At 42.9% G+C, this 17,133-nt stretch carries 11 protein-coding genes, 3 tRNA genes and 2 pseudogenes; 10 read left to right on the plus strand and 6 right to left on the minus strand.

The window, feature by feature from the left end; all coding sequences use genetic code 11:
- Positions 1-20: 20 nt before the first annotated feature.
- From ispG to JCM10519_RS00200, 6 genes and pseudogenes are all read left to right on the plus strand, one after another.
- Positions 21-1,077 (plus strand): annotated as a pseudogene (ispG, locus tag JCM10519_RS00175) (flavodoxin-dependent (E)-4-hydroxy-3-methylbut-2-enyl-diphosphate synthase).
- 8 nt (positions 1,078-1,085) lie between these two features.
- Positions 1,086-5,640 (plus strand): annotated as a pseudogene (locus tag JCM10519_RS00180) (PolC-type DNA polymerase III).
- A gap of 153 nt (positions 5,641-5,793) precedes the next feature.
- Positions 5,794-5,867, plus strand: a tRNA-Pro gene (locus tag JCM10519_RS00185).
- A 25-nt stretch (positions 5,868-5,892) separates the two neighbouring features.
- Positions 5,893-5,964 (plus strand) — tRNA-Glu (locus tag JCM10519_RS00190).
- 150 nt (positions 5,965-6,114) lie between these two features.
- A complete protein-coding gene (locus JCM10519_RS00195) occupies positions 6,115-6,561 on the plus strand; it encodes a flavodoxin domain-containing protein (protein ID WP_347842636.1) in 447 nt (148 codons plus the stop codon).
- A 193-nt stretch (positions 6,562-6,754) separates the two neighbouring features.
- Positions 6,755-7,576 carry a GGDEF domain-containing protein gene (locus JCM10519_RS00200; RefSeq protein ID WP_347842637.1) on the plus strand — a complete coding sequence of 274 codons (822 nt, stop codon included), beginning with the start codon at positions 6,755-6,757 and terminating at the stop codon, positions 7,574-7,576.
- A 92-nt stretch (positions 7,577-7,668) separates the two neighbouring features.
- Here JCM10519_RS00200 and JCM10519_RS00205 read toward each other — a convergent pair whose 3' ends face one another.
- The 4 genes from JCM10519_RS00205 to JCM10519_RS00220 all read right to left on the minus strand — a co-directional run bounded on the left by JCM10519_RS00205 (position 7,669) and on the right by JCM10519_RS00220 (position 10,478).
- Positions 7,669-9,006, minus strand: a complete 1,338-nt coding sequence (locus JCM10519_RS00205; protein WP_347842638.1) for an SPFH domain-containing protein — start codon at positions 9,004-9,006, stop codon at positions 7,669-7,671.
- A gap of 304 nt (positions 9,007-9,310) precedes the next feature.
- A tRNA-Thr gene (locus JCM10519_RS00210) sits at positions 9,311-9,383 on the minus strand.
- Positions 9,384-9,976: 593 nt separating this feature from the next.
- Positions 9,977-10,279: a GntR family transcriptional regulator gene (locus JCM10519_RS00215; RefSeq protein WP_347842900.1), complete on the minus strand. Its 303-nt coding sequence runs from the start codon at positions 10,277-10,279 to the stop codon at positions 9,977-9,979.
- On the minus strand, positions 10,251-10,478 hold the full coding sequence (locus tag JCM10519_RS00220; protein WP_054737616.1) for a hypothetical protein: 228 nt from the start codon (positions 10,476-10,478) through the stop codon (positions 10,251-10,253). The genes JCM10519_RS00215 and JCM10519_RS00220 overlap by 29 nt, the downstream gene beginning before the upstream one ends.
- Positions 10,479-10,908: 430 nt before the next feature.
- Between JCM10519_RS00220 and JCM10519_RS00225 the strand changes: the two genes are divergently transcribed.
- The 3 genes from JCM10519_RS00225 to JCM10519_RS00235 all read left to right on the plus strand — a co-directional run bounded on the left by JCM10519_RS00225 (position 10,909) and on the right by JCM10519_RS00235 (position 14,732).
- Positions 10,909-12,444: an alanine:cation symporter family protein gene (locus JCM10519_RS00225; RefSeq protein WP_054737618.1), complete on the plus strand. Its 1,536-nt coding sequence runs from the start codon at positions 10,909-10,911 to the stop codon at positions 12,442-12,444.
- An 8-nt stretch (positions 12,445-12,452) separates the two neighbouring features.
- Positions 12,453-13,853, plus strand: a complete 1,401-nt coding sequence (locus JCM10519_RS00230) for a tyrosine phenol-lyase (RefSeq protein WP_347842901.1) — start codon at positions 12,453-12,455, stop codon at positions 13,851-13,853.
- A 597-nt stretch (positions 13,854-14,450) separates the two neighbouring features.
- Positions 14,451-14,732 (plus strand): acylphosphatase, encoded by a 282-nt coding sequence (locus JCM10519_RS00235; RefSeq protein WP_054737622.1) that lies wholly within the window; start codon positions 14,451-14,453, stop codon positions 14,730-14,732.
- A 274-nt stretch (positions 14,733-15,006) separates the two neighbouring features.
- On the opposite strand, the gene JCM10519_RS00240 is transcribed toward JCM10519_RS00235, so the two are convergent.
- Positions 15,007-15,207, minus strand: a complete 201-nt coding sequence (locus tag JCM10519_RS00240; protein WP_054737624.1) for a cold shock domain-containing protein — start codon at positions 15,205-15,207, stop codon at positions 15,007-15,009.
- Positions 15,208-15,817: 610 nt separating this feature from the next.
- Between JCM10519_RS00240 and JCM10519_RS00245 the strand changes: the two genes are divergently transcribed.
- Positions 15,818-16,081: a hypothetical protein gene (locus JCM10519_RS00245; RefSeq protein WP_347842639.1), complete on the plus strand. Its 264-nt coding sequence runs from the start codon at positions 15,818-15,820 to the stop codon at positions 16,079-16,081.
- Positions 16,082-16,129: 48 nt separating this feature from the next.
- Here the strand turns inward: JCM10519_RS00245 and JCM10519_RS00250 are convergent, their stop codons facing one another.
- Complete coding sequence (locus tag JCM10519_RS00250; protein ID WP_347842902.1) at positions 16,130-16,807, minus strand: hypothetical protein; 678 nt, start codon at positions 16,805-16,807, stop codon at positions 16,130-16,132.
- Between the last annotated feature and the right edge of the window lie 326 nt (positions 16,808-17,133).

A 17,133-nucleotide genomic window follows, 5' to 3' on the forward strand; every position in this document is an offset into this window, starting at 1 on the left:
TGCACAGAATGGAGGAACGTATGAGCAGAGAGAAAACAAGAATAATCCGTATTGGAGACCGGGTAATCGGCGGCGGAAATCCTGTACTGATCCAGTCCATGTGTAATACGAAAACACAGGACGTGGAATCAACCGTGAGTCAGATCAAAGCTCTGACAGAGGCTGGCTGTGACATCATCCGGGTCGCGGTGCCGGATATGGAGGCAGCAGCAGCCTTAAAGCAGATAAAAAAACAGATTGCAATTCCCCTGGTGGCTGATATTCATTTTGATTACCGGCTGGCCATTGCTGCCATAGAATCCGGAGCAGATAAGATCCGGATTAATCCGGGGAATATCGGATCAGCAGAACGTGTCCGGGCAGTGGTGGAAAAAGCCAGGGAATTTGATATTCCAATCCGGGTAGGCGTAAACAGCGGTTCCCTTGAAAAGAATCTGATTGAAAAATATGGCGGGGTGACTGCAGAAGGTATTGTGGAAAGTGCTCTTGATAAGGTCCGCATGATCGAAGAACTGGGATATGAAAATCTTGTCATCAGCATTAAATCTTCCAACGTGCTCATGTGCGTCAAAGCCCATGAATTGATTGATATACAGTCGGATTATCCCCTTCATGTGGGAATAACAGAAGCAGGCACGTTAGCTTCTGGTACAGTGAAATCCTCTGTAGGCCTTGGAATCATTCTCCATGAAGGAATCGGGAATACCATCCGCGTTTCCTTAACAGGTGATCCGGTGGAGGAAGTGAAGACCGCAAAGCTGATTTTAAAGACATTGGGCTTAAGAAAAGGCGGCGTGGAGGTAGTATCCTGCCCAACCTGCGGAAGGACCAGGATCGATTTGATCTCTCTGGCAAACCAGGTGGAGAAAATGGTTTCAGAATTCGACCATCTTGATATTAAGGTAGCTGTGATGGGCTGCGTGGTAAATGGACCGGGAGAAGCCAGGGAAGCGGATTTGGGTATTGCGGGAGGAATCGGAGAAGGCCTCTTAATGAAAAAAAGGAGAGATTATCCGCAAGGTTCCGGAAGATGAGCTGCTTCATGCCCTGAAGGAAGAGCTTATGAAAATGCAATAGGTGATAAAATGTCAAAAAAATTTTTGGAAGTTTTTCCAAGTTTAAATATTACAGAGGAATTACGGGAGCTTTTAAATCTGGTAGAAGTGGAGAAAGTCACTTTAGGCAGGGATAGAAGCTCTATTCGTATTTATCTGATGAGTCCAAGGCTTATACATAAACAAAATATTTACGGTCTGGAAAAAGGGATCAAAGACCAGCTGTTTCCCTCCAAGCGGATTACCATAAAGATGATAGAGCGGTTCCGCTTATCGGGCCAGTACACGCCGGAAAAGCTGTTAAAGGCATACCGGCAAAGTCTTTTAGTGGAGCTTAAAAATTACAGCATTATTGAATACAACATGTTTCGCAAAGCCGAATTCCAGTTCCCTGAACCGGATCTTCTTAAAATGACGGTAGAGGATACTATTGTTACCCATGAAAAGGCCGGGGATTTAAAAAGAGTTCTGGAAAAGATTTTCCATGAACGGTGCGGCATGCCGGTAGAGGTCCAGTATGAATATGTGGCTCCAAAAGAAAATGAGCTGGCAAAGCAAAAAGAGCTTCAAATGCAGCGTGAGGTGGAGGAAATCGTGAGCCGTACCTCCTTTGCCATAAGGAATAGTGAAGACCGGAATGAGTATGGTGCCGGAAACGGTGAGGGAACTGCCGGTCCTTCCATGGCAGATGGCGTTTCCCTGGATGTCCTGACGGCTGAATATGCGGCTTTTTCCCCATCTGACCAGGCTTCCCAGACTCCTGCGCCCTCGCTGCGCATGGGAGGGAAGAAGGAGGCCCCAAAGACAGGCGATGGGGATACCGGGAAAAAGGAGTGGAAGGATTATAAAAAGGGCTCCTCCTACGGACGCCGTTCGGATAATCCGGATGTATTATATGGACGAGACTTTGACGGGGAAACCATTGAGATAGAAAAAATCGACGGCGAAATCGGCGAAGTGGTCATCAGAGGCAAGATTTTAACTGTGGACAGCAGAGAACTGAGAAGCCAGAAGACTATTATGATCTTTGATGTGACGGATTTTACCGATACGATCACGGTGAAGATGTTTGCCAGGGAAGAGCAGCTTGAGGATTTAAAAGCAGCAGTGGTGCAGGGGAGCTTTATACGCATTAAGGGTGTTACTACCATTGACAAATTTGACGGGGAACTGACACTTGGGTCAGTGGTTGGAATCAAGAAATCCGAGGATTTTACCGGGAAGAGGGTAGATAACAGCCTTGAAAAACGGGTGGAGCTTCACTGCCATACGAAAATGAGCGATATGGATGGCGTATCAGAGGTAAAGGATATCGTGAAACGGGCAAAGCGGTGGGGAATGCCTGCCATTGCCATAACAGACCACGGATGCGTCCAGTCCTTCCCGGATGCAAATCATGCGCTGGAAAAGGGAGATACCTTTAAGCTGATCTATGGCGTGGAAGGGTATCTGGTAGATGATTTAAAGCAGCTGGTAGAAAATTCCAGAAACCAGGGCTTGTCGGATTCCTATGTTGTTTTTGATATTGAGACAACAGGCTTTAGTTCTTCCAGGAACCGGATCATTGAAATCGGAGCGGTAAAGGTAATAAACGGAGTCATTACCGATAAGTTCAGTACCTTTGTAAACCCTGATGTGCCCATTCCTTTTGAGATCGAGCAGCTTACGGGCATCAATGACAATATGGTCCTTCCTTATCCAAAGATCAATGAAATACTGCCTCAGTTCCTGGAATTTTGCGGGGATTCCGTTCTGGTTGCTCATAATGCAGCCTTTGACGTGGGCTTTATCGCTATAATGCGGCAAGGCTTGACCTGGCCTTTGATCCTACAGTCATTGACACGGTGGCGCTTGCAAGGCTACTCCTTCCCAAGCTTAACCGCTATAAGCTGGATACGGTTGCAAAGGCGCTTAATATTTCCCTGGCGAACCATCACAGAGCGGTAGACGATGCAGGATGCACGGCTGAAATATTTGTGGCATTTGTGAAAATGATCCGGGAGCGAGGGGTGGAAACCCTGGATGAGCTTAATGGGCTAAGCACCATGACGGCAGATATGATTAAAAAGCTTCCTACTTATCATGTGATCATACTGGCTGCCAATGATGTGGGAAGAGTAAATCTCTATCGTTTGATTTCTTACTCCCACATTGACTTTTATGCAAGAAGGCCCAGAATCCCCAAAAGCGTGCTGAACAAGTACAGGGAAGGACTGATCGTAGGCTCCGCCTGTGAGGCAGGGGAATTGTATCAGGCCCTTCTTCGCGGCGTTTCCGATGCAGAGGTGGCAAAGCTGGTCAGTTTTTATGACTATCTGGAAATACAGCCCCTGGGAAATAATGCATTTATGCTCAGGGATGAGAAAAGTACGGTAAAATCACAACAGGATTTAATCGACATCAACAAAAAGATCGTAACCCTTGGAGAACAGTTCGGAAAACCGGTCTGCGCCACCTGTGATGTTCATTTTCTGGACCCGGAGGATGAGGTTTACCGAAGGATCATTATGACCGGCCAGGGCTTTAAGGATTCCGACGAACAGGCCCCCTTGTATTTGCGGACCACAGAGGAAATGCTAAAGGAATTTGAATACCTGGGTCCCAATAAGGCAGAAGAGGTAGTAATAAAAAATACAAGAAAAATTGCCGACATGTGTGAAAAGATTTCTCCGGTGCGCCCGGATAAGTGCGCGCCTGTCATTGAGAATTCCGACGAGGATTTAAGAAAGATCTGTTATGACAGGGCCTATGCCATCTATGGAGAAAACCTTCCGGCCATTGTTACGGAGCGGCTGGAAAGGGAGCTTCATTCCATTATCTCCAACGGGTTTGCGGTCATGTATATCATCGCCCAGAAGCTGGTTTGGAAATCCAATGAGGATGGATACCTGGTAGGTTCAAGAGGTTCTGTCGGATCTTCCCTTGTGGCCTATTTATCCGGTATTACGGAGGTAAACTCCTTGAGTCCTCATTATTATTGCGCCTCCTGCCACTATTATGATTTTGATTCAGATGAAGTAAAAAAGTTTTCCGGTATGGCAGGCTGTGATATGCCGGATAAGGTTTGCCCGGTATGCGGACTTCCCCTGTCAAAGGACGGATTTGATATCCCCTTTGAGACCTTCCTGGGCTTTAAAGGAGATAAGGAGCCGGATATTGACTTAAACTTCTCCGGTGAATACCAGAGTAAGGCCCATGACTATACGGAGGTCATCTTCGGCAAGGGCCAGACCTTCCGGGCAGGTACATAGGTACCCTGGCAGATAAAACGGCTTTCGGCTATGTGAAAAATTATTATGAAGAGCATGGAGTCAGAAAACGCAATTGTGAGATCAGCAGGATCGTACAGGGCTGTGTGGGTGTCAGAAGGACCACCGGACAGCATCCTGGAGGGATCATCGTGCTTCCCCATGGGGAGGAGATCTACTCCTTTACCCCGGTTCAGCGGCCTGCAAACGATATGACCACCATGACAGTAACCACCCATTTTGATTACCATTCCATTGACCACAACTTGTTAAAGCTTGATATTCTTGGGCACGACGATCCAACCATGATTCGTATGCTTCAGGATCTGATCGGATTTGACCCGGTAAAGGATATACCCTTAGACAGCAAGGAAGTCATGTCCCTGTTTCAGGATACCTCGGCCTTAGGAATTATGCCGGAGGATATCGGAGGATGTAAGCTTGGAGCTTTGGGCGTTCCGGAATTTGGTACGGACTTTGCCATGCAGATGCTTATTGACACCCAGCCCAAGTATTTCTCCGACCTGGTGCGAATTGCCGGCCTTGCCCATGGTACGGATGTGTGGCTGGGAAATGCCCAGACCCTGATCCAGGAAGGGACGGCGACCATTCAGACGGCGATCTGTACCCGTGACGATATTATGATTTATTTAATATCAATGGGAATCGAAGAAGGCCTTTCCTTTACTATTATGGAAAGCGTACGAAAAGGAAAAGGGCTGAAGGATGAGTGGGTAGAGGAGATGACTGCTCACGGAGTTCCGGACTGGTATATATGGTCCTGTAAAAAGATCAAGTACATGTTCCCCAAAGCCCATGCTGCTGCCTATGTTATGATGGCATGGCGTATTGCTTATTGCAAGGTGTTTTATCCTCTGGCTTATTATGCCGCCTTTTTCAGCATCAGGGCCAATGGCTTCAGCTATGAGCTGATGTGTCAGGGACGGGATAAGCTGGAGCATTATCTGGCTGACTATAAAAAGCGGATCGACACTCTTTCCAAAAAAGAGCAGGACACCTTAAGGGATATGAGGATTGTACAGGAGATGTATGCAAGAGGATATGACTTTATGCCCATAGACATTTACCGGGCAAAGGCAAGGCATTTCCAGATCATTGACGGCAAGCTGATGCCGTCCTTAAGCAGCATTGACGGACTGGGTGAAAAGGCGGCTGACGCTGTCGTGGATTCGGTGAAGGATGGTACCTTCCTGTCAAGGGAAGATTTCAGAAACAGGACAAAGGTCAGCAAGACCGTCTGTGACCTGATGGGAGACTTGGGACTTCTTTTTGATCTTCCGGAATCCAACCAGCTGTCCTTGTTTGACTTGGGCTGACAGGGGAACAAAACCCCTGTGGCCCTGGGTTTTTTAGGACAAAGCAGTAACAGAATTTTTTTGGTAATTTTTCCAGTATTTAATAAAAATAAAAAAAATTTTGAAAATAAGGTTGACATACGCTGGGATTTGTATTATACTACCTAACGTAATCGAGGCGTGGCTCAGTTTGGTAGAGCGCTGCGTTCGGGACGCAGAGGTCGCAAGTTCGAATCTTGTCGCCTCGATTCTGTATCAGTAATATTTGTAAATGGCCTATTGGTCAAGCGGTCAAGACGCCGCCCTCTCACGGCGGAAACCCGAGTTCGATTCTCGGATAGGTCATAATAAAAACCTTCAGGAGCAGCCTGGGGTTTTTTTTCATTAAGCGGAACAATTTGTAATATGGACGCTGTTATTTTTTTTGATTGATGGTATAAAACAATTGGTAACACATAGGTCTTACATAGATAAATAATATAGGGGGAGCCTGTTATGAAGAGAATTGCTGTAGTATATCAATCAAAATATGGAGCGACCAGAAAATATGCGGAATGGATCGCAAAGGAATTATCCTGTGATCTATTTGAAGGAAAAGACATAAAAGCAAGTGATCTGGAACCATATGATACCATTATTTTTGGCGGCGGCCTGTATGCCGGGGGTGTCAGCGGAATTAAGTTATTGACAAAGAACTTCTCCAAGTTCTCCCAGAAGAATCTGGTGCTTTTTACCTGTGGGCTGGCTGATCCTGCCGACTCAGTTAATACGGAAAATATAAAAAAGGGCCTGAATAAGGTACTTACTGAGGAAATGCAGGAAAAGATTAAAGTATTCCATTTAAGGGGCGGCATGGATTATTCAAAACTAAGCCCTATGCATCGGACAATGATGAATCTTGTCTACAAGATGGCGGCAAAAAAAAGGATCAGGACTCTTTGACCGAGGAAGATGAAGAGATGCTTGCAAGCTATGGAAAAAGCGTCGACTTTACAAATAAAGAAACAATATTGCCACTTATAAAATATATTGGGGATTTATAAGTGTTACGGGGTTAGAATGGATTATATTTCGCTGGAAGAGATAAAGGACAAAATAGACTTTTTTTTATAAAATGTATGATGTGGTACGCCTGGTGGACCCGCTTCACAAAAGGGTTCTGGACTACCGGCAGTCTTCTTTGGCTGAGACGCCGGATGTATGCTATCATTATTGGAAGAACAGCAGAATTTGTGACAACTGTATTTCTGTAAGAGCCCATCACGAAAACAAAAGCTTTATAAAGATGGAAAGGAGCGGGGAGGAGGTTCTTCTTGTGACAGCTGTTCCCATTGAAAACGCCGCCAGTCCTGCTGTGCTGGAGCTGTTTAAAAACGCTACCGATACAATGTTTGTCGGAAACGGTGATTATAATGAGGGAGAACTATTTTCCAGCTTTGTAAAGGAACTTAATGATGCGGCTGTGAAAGATCCTCTCACTTCCCTTTATAACAGGCGTTTTGTGGATGAGCGCCTTCCTGTTGATATTATTTATGCCTTGTTGAAGCATGTACCTTTGTCCGTATGCTTTATGGATCTTGATAACTTTAAATCAATAAATGATCTTTATGGGCATGAGACAGGAGATATGGCGATCAAGGCGGCCGGCGAAGCCATTTCCCCAAATATTAATCCTGAGGATGTTTGGGCGGCAAGATATGGAGGAGATGAGTTTCTTCTTTGCATGAGTGGCGCCGATGAAGTCCAGGCGCGTGCAATTGCAGACCGTATACAAAGGAAAATTAAAAAAATGGCGGTAAGACAGGCTGTGAAAGGGGTTCCTCTTTCTATTTCTTATGGAATAGAAACCATGAAGGAGGTTCCTGTGACTGCGGAGGAGCTTATACGCAGGGCGGATGAAAAGATGTATAAGGCAAAAAAGGAAAAAAAGTTCGGATATATGAAGGATAGAAGATAGAAGATAGAAAAACACCCTGTACTGTGAGATGATCCCATAAAGTTTGACTTTTTGGGTCACCTCAAAATACAAGGTGTTTTTTATTCCTGCTTTTATTCTTTGTCAGTGCTTTCAGCAATTTCTTTACTTATATTTGCAATAGTTACTGCTTTTGCCGGATCATTTATGTCTGTGCCATCAGGAATTCCAGTAATATTTACGTTTCTGGTTACCTTGGCATCGTATGTATTTGCCTTCATGATTTCTGTGATATCTAATCCGGTTGTTTCTTTTACCGCTTCAATTGTTTTAGCCAAGACAGCCGGCACATAGCCTCCCATGGAAGGGACCCCTGCATCACCATTGCCGCTGTCAATGATGGTAACCTTATCAATTGTAGCCAATGGCTCTGCAATTGCCTTTGCCATCTCAGGTAATGCCTTTACGATCATTTCCATCATTGCGGCCTGCCCGTATTTTGTCATTGCATCCGCTTTCTTTTCCATTGCTTCTGCCTCAGCAATACCTTTCGCCTGGATTGCAGCGGCTTCCGCTTCACCTTTGGCTTTTATACCTTCGGCTTCCTGGAGCATAGCATATTTTTCGGCTTCAGCCTGGGCTTTCCTTGCTTCAGCCTCTTTTTCCTGTTCATATTTCTTTGCTTCTGCTTCGCGCTGTCTTCTCGCTAAGTCAGCGGAAGCTTTCTGTTCCACTGCATAACGCTCTGCATCGGCTTTCTTATTAATCTCGGCTTCCAAAGTCTGCTGCATTACGGCAACTTCTTTGTTCTTAAGCTCGGCCTCTCGTTCTGTTTTAGCAATCTGGGCATTTACCGTAGCCGTCTGAATTGTTTTTTGCTGTTCCTGGTTCTGAATTTCATAGGCCGCATCAGCTTCAGCCCGTTTTGTGTCAGATTCTCTCTTTAATTCAGCCTTTTTAATCTCAAGTTCGTTATTCTTCTGGGAGATTTCTGTTTGAGCAAGCACTCTTGCATCATTGGAAGCTTTATCTGCTTCAGCCTGGGCAATTGCAATGTCTCTTTCAGCCTGGGCTTTTGCGATGGAAGCATCTTTCTTGATTCTTGCCGTATTGTCGGCACCAAGATCCTTAATAAGGCCATTTTCATCGCTTATATTCTGGATATTGCATGATACAATTTCGATGCCAAGCTTTCTCATATCTTTTGATGCTTTTTCCATAACCTGATCGGAGAAGGAATCTCTGTCAGTATTGATTTCCTTTAAAGTAAGAGTACCGATAATTTCACGCATATTACCCTGAAGGGAATCCTGTAAGTCAAGCGTAATCTGATCCTGGTTTTTGTTTAAGAAGTTCTTTGCTGCTAATTTAATTCCTTCTTCTGTTGGCTCGATTCTCACCTTTGCCACAGCGTCAACATTTACGTTGATAAAATCATTTGTTGGAACAGATTGTTCTGTCTTGATATCCACCGTCATCTGGCCAAGATAAAGCTTATCCAGCCTTTCCAGAAATGGGATTTTGATTCCGGCGCATCCAATTAAAATTTTTGGTTCTTTCTTTAAGCCTGAAATAATGAAAGCCTGTCAGGCGGAGCTTTTACGTATCCGCTTGCTAAAATTCCAAGCAGGATAATTGCCGCTAAAAGGACCAGAACAAATGGTAGAATAATTTGTAACATAATTTCTCCTTTCAATCTTAAAATGTTACAGATGCAGTGTAGAGAATAATTCTTTATATGAAGAAAAAAACCCCGTAAATACGAGGTTTTTCATAAGCTCCCGGGGGGACTCGAACCCCCGACCCACGCATTACGAATGCGTTGCGCTACCAACTGCGCTACGGAAGCAATCCGGTGTATTATTACAAGGTCTGAACCTTTGATAGTATAACAGCTAAATAGTAAAAAAATCAACCCTTTCATGTAAAAAAACTTAAATTATGGAAGGATTACCAACCCTTACATAAAAAGATATAATTAGTGAAAGAGTCCAAGAGAGAAATCTTATTTCTGCGGAGTTAATTTTCTATGCAAAGGATAGAAGATCCCCGTCGATGTATTGCAGCAGAGGGAGTGTAATACGTAGAAACCGTAGATTTTTTTAACGTCAGCGGGCTGTGATGTAATCCTGGGGTATGTGTATGCCAAGCCAATGCAGCTGATGCCTTTGATGAAATGTTATTATTAAATAAAAGAGATACATTACATACAGACGAAAAATATGGAAATGAGTGAAAGAGATCTAAAAAATGTTAGGCCTCTTTTAGACCTAACATTTCGGATAGATAAAAACACAATGGCTGGGCTTCCGTGCATTGAGCTGTTTGCTAAATATGTGGAAACCTGTTCAAGCGGTATAAAGAAAAGATGAAATGCTGGCTAACTTTTAATGAGATCAATACTTTTCTGAATGGATACAGTCTTTAGTCTGATGGCTCTTTCTATGGATTATATCCTTTGATCAGTGAAAGGCCGTGGATATAGTGCTGCTCAAGAAGCTGGGCTGCAAGGTCAAAATTGCCGGAGCTGTAAGCATTGACGATATCTCCGTGCTGTTTGATGGAGCAGGACCGGTCCTCAGCTGTACGGATAGCAAACTTGATCAGAAGGAAACGGATAAGATTGTATCTCTTGTAGGTTTCTTTCAAAAACTGGTTGCCGCAGAAGTCAAAGAACGACTTATGAAAATGGAAATCTGCCTCAAAGTAGGCATCGTCATCCGGAGCAATTGTCTGTTTTTTCAGGTGTTTTTTTCAAATGCTTTGTCACTTCCTTGTCTGCACCCCTGGCAATGGTCATAGTGAGGGCTACACAGGAGATAGCTGCAATGAATTCATTGATTTCTGCCGCATATCCATAGTCAAAGTTGATTACCTGGGCACCTGTTTTTGTAACCTCTTTTACGAGGCCGTCCTGATAAAGCTTGTTAATAGTATCTCGCACCGGTGTGGAGGAAACTAAAAAAACGCTCCTGCAGTTCTCTGTTTGTAATTTTGCTTCCCAGAGGAATGGTTCCGCTCATGATTTCATTTTTTTAGAATGTTGTATAACTGTTCGCTTAGGGTCGTTTTCACAAGAGTATTCTTCATTTTCGTCTCCTTCCTGATTAGTTTTAATTGCTTGTATTTTACAGTTTACTATAAATCTTTCTTAAAAGCAATAAAAGTGACAATTGTTGATCTGATTTGTCTATATGTTTCCCGGAAATATAGGAATATAAATAGATTTAAAAATATAAAAATAAATATTGACATATTTTCAAATTATTGTATAATGAACTCAACAACGTATGATGCATCACGCATCATGCATCAATAGAACGGACTGGAAGGTAGAATGCAAAAAAACTAAATACGAGAAGGAGGATGGGGAAATGCAACTATTTGAATGGTTGGGGCATTACATCGTAAAGATCGTAATGGCACTCAATAACCTGTTGTGGGGCGACATGTTCATTCTGGAATTTTCAAATGGTGAAACCAAGTTCGGCATATCATTGCTGGTAATCCTGTTGATTCCCGCAGGATTATATTTCACCGTAAAAACTAGATTCCTGCCATTCCGGCTTTTTCCTGAAATGATTCGGGCGACTTTGAGGAAAAAAACTGGAGAGGATCAGAATTCAATTTCCGGTCTTCAGGCACTGATTATCGCCACGGCCACCCGCGTGGGTATGGGGAATCTGGCAGGCGTGGTGGCGGCTATTTCCTTTGGTGGGGCAGGTGCAGTATTCTGGATGTGGGTGACTGCTATTATAGGCTCGTCTACTTCTTTCATAGAATCAACACTGGCTCAGATTTACAAAGAAAAAGATCCCCTCTATGGAGGATACAGAGGTGGACCTGCCTACTTCATGGACAGGATCCGGTTTATTACAAAGGTGAAGCGTGAAGATATCTTTGTACGGGATGTGCAGAAGGAAGCAGAGTATGTGGCAATGGACGGCAACACATATTACATAAAGGGCTGCAAGTGCACATTCCTTGGAATTGCATTTGCGCTTTCAGGTCTGCTTTGCTGGGCAGGTATCAGCCAGGTAATCGGAAACTCGGTTTCAACTGCCTTTAAAAATGCATTTGGTATTCCTCAGTTAACCACTACTGTGGTTTTGGTTGCAGTTTCCGCATGCATCGTGCTCCGCAAGAATGCTACTGTGAAGGTGCTCGACAAGGTTGTGCCAATTATGGCATGCGCTTATATCGCAATTACGTTTTTCATCATTGCCAGGAATATTGTTCAGCTTCCAGCTGTGTTTGGCAGCATCTTTTCTCAGGCATTTGGATTTAAGCCTGTGGTAGGCGGAGGATTGGGAGCTGTTGTTATGAATGGAGTAAAGCGCGGACTTTTTTCCAATGAAGCAGGAAGCGGCTCCGCTCCCTGTGCAGCGGCGGCAGCCGAGGTGGATCACCCGGTAACGCAGGGACTGATTCAGTCTCTGGGCGTTTTCATCGATACCCTGGCGATCTGCAGCTGTTCCGCATTCCTGATGCTTTTGGCACCGGCTGAGGTTATCGAAGGATTGGAGGGAATGGATCTTTTGCAGGGAGCCATGAACTATCACTTAGGCAGATTCGGAGTTGTTTTTATTGCAATTATCCTGTTCCTGTTCAGCTTTTCTACTTTTATTGGCATTCTATACTATGCACGCTGTAATGTGGCCTATATCTTCAAGGATACATGGGCAGCCCAGACAGGATACAAAATTTTTGCGCTGGTGATGCTGTTTATCGGCGGAATCGCTGCATACAGCTTTGTGTGGGATTTAGGAGATCTTGGAGTAGGGCTGATGACCATTTTCAATATGCTGGCAATCATTCCGTTGTCAGGCCAGGCCATTGCATCGCTTAAGGATTATGAAAAGAATTTTTCAATTAAAAAGAAAAATAAAATCATTTTTAAGGAGGAGTAATAATGGATATGATGAAATTTGCACCAGAGCCTTTCAAAATTAAGATGGTGGAGCCTATGGGCAACCTTAACAAAGAAGAGAGAAAAGAAGCAATCAAGACAGCAGGATATAATACTTTCCTGCTAAAATCAGAGGAATGCTTTATTGACCTTCTGACAGATTCAGGAACAAATGCAATGAGCGACAGACAGTGGGCAGGACTGATGTTAGGTGATGAAGCCTACGGCGGATCCAGGAACTTTTACCATCTGGAAGAGACTGTGCGGGAATTATTTGGATTCAAATATGTAGTTCCTACTCATCAGGGACGTGGCGCAGAGAATATTCTGTCTTCCCTTACCATTAAGCCAGGAGACTATGTGCCGGGCAACATGTACTTCACCACAACCCGTTTCCATCAGGAACACAATGGAGCTACCTTCCGCGACGTGGTTATTGACGAGGCCCATGATCCAGCCGCAGTCCTGGACTTCAAGGGCAATGTAGACTTAAATAAGTTCCAGGCTCTCATTGATGAAGTCGGCGCAGATAAGATCCCATATATCTGCCTTGCAGTTACTGTAAACCTGGCAGGCGGGCAGCCTGTTTCCATGGCTAACATAAAGGCTGTATCCGAGATGGCCCATAAGAATGGCATTATGGTAATGTTTGATGCCACCAGATGCGTGGAGAATGCATATTTCATCAAGACAAGAGAAAAAGGCTATGAGGATAAGACCATCAAGGAGATTGTTCACGAATTGTTCTCCTACGGCGATGGCTGCACCATGTCCGGAAAGAAAGACTGCCTGACCAATATCGGCGGATTCCTGTGCATGAATGACAAAAATTTATATATCCGTGCAACTGGAATGGTCGTCCAGTATGAAGGTATGCCTACCTACGGTGGAATGGCAGGAAGAGATATGGAAGCCATGGCAATTGGTCTTAGAGAGTCAATGGAATACAACTACATCAGCCACCGCGTAAATCAGATCCGTTACCTTGGCGAGAAGCTGGATGCTGCAGGAGTTCCTATGGTTAAGCCGAGCGGTGGCCATGCAATTTTCGTAGATGCCCGTGCATTCTTAGACCATTTAGATCAGAAAACAGACTTCCCGGCACAGGCTCTGGCAGCAGCTGTTTACGAGTACTCCGGTGTTAGAACCATGGAGCGCGGCATTATCTCCGCAGGAAGAGACATTAAGACAGGAGAGAACCATGTGCCGAAGCTGGAGACAATCCGTCTGACCATTCCGAGAAGGGTCTATACATATGCACATCTGGACTATGTTGCTGACGCAATAATCCAGTTGTATCAGGTGAGACATGATATCAGCGGTCTTAAATGGGTATATGAGCCAGAAGTTCTGCGCTTCTTCACCGGACGCTTTGAACCAAAGAATGGGGAGTTAATTAAGGGATTCTGAAACTTAGAATTAAAAAGATAGCCTATAATGAAATCTTTGTGTGGAATGGGGGTGACAAGACCACATTCAAACGGAGGCAATAATGTAAGTTATCATTTGATTTTTTTTAAAAATATCTTTTCAAGCATGCTGCGGAGTTTCATAATGAGCCTCCGGAGCATGCTTTCTTTTTGGATTACACTAACTTTGAATCTTTTTATTAACCAGTCCTTCCCAAAAATCACTCAGTTAAAGACTTGAAGGATTATTTTTAAAATATCAATAGTCTTGACAAAGATAAAGGAGATTTGGTGAAATCTGTTGCACAGTATTTTGCTGATCAGAAATTACAAAACAAAAAAATAAGAGTATTAACAGAGCCGAGAACATTACTCCTGAGCCTTAGAACATATGAAAGACTGTATAAATTATTTAAACTTGCTTTATCATCTATGGGGCAATAATTAAAATAAATATTGAAATACTATAAAATGGATGTTATGCTTAAGACATAATTTCTAGAACACTTTTTAGATCAGTCTCACTTCGAGATATTTTCCGGCTATATGTAATGAGGAGACCCTGTCACTGGAAATTGTCAGGGTATAGGAGATTGTTATGGAAAAATGGGATAAAATCCGAAAGCACATTTATGTCAGCGGACGGGTTCAGGGGGTGGGCTTCCGCTTCCGGACCCAGCAGCTTGCTCGGGGACTTGGCCTTACGGGTTGGGTGAGAAACTTGGATGACGGACAGGTAGAAATGGAAGTGCAGGGGCGGGATGCTGAAATAGACCGTCTGCTTGACAGTTTAAGAAAGGACCGTTATATTGTGATTGACAGCTTTCAGGCAGTACGGATCCCGCTGTCGGAAGAAAAAGGATTTCAGATAAGGTATTAAAAATGGGGAAAGAAAAGCGAAGATCAAAGGTGAGCAAGAAACGGACTTTTCTGTAATCAGTATGCGTCCTTGATTATCTGGAAAAATACGTTTAAATGATATTTTAGGTTGAGTCAGCAAGGAATATATAAATAAACCCTGCTGACTTAGCTGTAATTGTTAAACATAGCTCTGACTTCTTTAATATACAGATTTTTGGTACATATACATTTTATCAATTTGGTATTTTGAAGAAAATGGATAAGTTAGATGTGATTAATAATTTGGCAGGAGATTATGCGACGTGTACATTAACGGCTTGTAAACCACGATTACCGTTGATTGTTTCGAAAGTGACAGACTGACCATCTTCTAAAGACTTGTAACCGTCCATAGCAAGACCGGAGAAATGAACGAATATATCATTGCCCTCTTCATCGCAAATAAAACCAAACCCTTTTTGTGCATTAAACCATTTCACCGTACCTTTATACATAAAAGATACCTCCTTAAAATTATTGTATTTCCATAAAATAAAAAATCGCATATATGTGTAAATCATCAATAGAATAATGACTTACAAATATATGCGAAATCAAAACTTTATTAAAAATACTAATCGAGTATAGCACGGAAGTGCGAAGAAGTCAAGCGTAAAAAGAGGATTATCCAAATTGTTTTGGAAGTCCTCTTTTTTTCCTGTAAATAAAAATGAGAACCGAACCCGCCTCCTTGGCTTGGGAGACGGATGTTCTTTGGAATGGTGTTTGCCATGGTTTATCTCGTTTTGTTTATTGGGAAACTCTGAGGTGTCTATTTATCTTTAATTACCTTTAATAGAAAGTGGTGTCAAAGTGGTGTCAGAATAGAATGGAACAAATTGGAGACGCTTAAGTCAATACTGGATAGTTAGCCTAGAAGTGAAGGAGGTAATAAGATGCCGGAAGTCAAATTTATTACCTGTTTTACCAGAGATTATATAGCGCATATGGATTATAACCTTTAGGGATAGCGGTGTGATCGAGAATGGCGGGTGAGTATGCCAGAAGTCCTATAGCTTATCCTACTAGAGGGTTATGGGGTATGGTCGGTCGGATTGGAGTATAGTGGAGCAACCAGAATATACCTTAGGTTGGAACCATGACAAAAATGGTTGGTGGTACGCTGATACTAAAACCACTTACTATAAATCCTGTTGGCATATCATTAACGGTCATAAGTACTACTTCAATACAGATGGATATGCTGTGACAGATTGGCAGGTAATAGACGGTAAGAATTATTACTTTGAGCCTATAGAGGGACATGATCTGGAGTATGCGTTCTACAAGGCAGACAGTAATGGAGTGCAGGAGCCGGCCGAGTTTTAAACAAATAGATTTAAATACCCCCACCACTATGGGCAGGGGTAAATATAATTATGACAGCTTTTTTAATGTACCTAGAATTTTTTGAGTCATTTCCTGCGTGTCAGAAGTGTACCCTACATAAATAGTAAACATTTTTTTTCCAGCTGAGCAAATGTATAAATCAAAATTGCTTCCATCATTATCAAGATAACTATCTTTAATAGCAGAGAACTCTCCCAGATTAGTGGCAATTACATCAATGCAAGATGCATGTTTTATAGCATTATCATGAAAGCCTAATTGAAAAATCTTCAAATATGTTGCAGGATCTGCATCTGCTGGTATCGTTAGGCTATCGAATTGGATTAACATGTTCTTAGTGGTTATATCAAAAGACTCTGAGTTTCCATCAAAAGCAGTAGTAGCCACATTAGACGGAACTTGAAGAGAATAACCGATTTCTGTATTTGTATAAGTTCTGTAAGTTATTTCTGCTGAAGAGTTAGGATCTATCCACTTACCAGAAACGTCAAAAGTGTAAACCTCACCATCGATTCTTTGAGTGGTATTTGCGAGCATCACACCATTTTCATCAAAATAATACCAGATTCCTTGATCCTCAATCCATTGGCTGGTTACTAGTGTTCCGTTCTGATCGTATTTCCACTGACCATTATCTTCTTGTATCCAACCCGCGAAAGATTGAATAGAGAAAAGAAGAGAAATACTGGTTGCTATTAAGAGAATTTTTGCTTTTTTTCATACTAACCTCCTATTGTAGATGTTTTGTATTCAATTATATATTACAAGTAAGTAGATTACAATGAAAAGTGAATCAAGGTGATTACGGTAACGCTGACACCGGATCAGCATGGGGCGTTGCAGTATATGGGATTGGTGGAACAGGGTCCCGAAGGAATTTGTAAGATATATTTAATAGTATGTTCTTAAGTAGAAACATATAATTATACTAGCAGGTACAAACTGCTGGCAATCGTGTATAGGATGGTAGGCCTCGATTCTACATAGAATGGAGGTGTTGCTCATGAAGAATCTTGACTTTAAGGACCTAA

Source organism: Clostridium sp. NkU-1 (assembly GCA_001312405.1).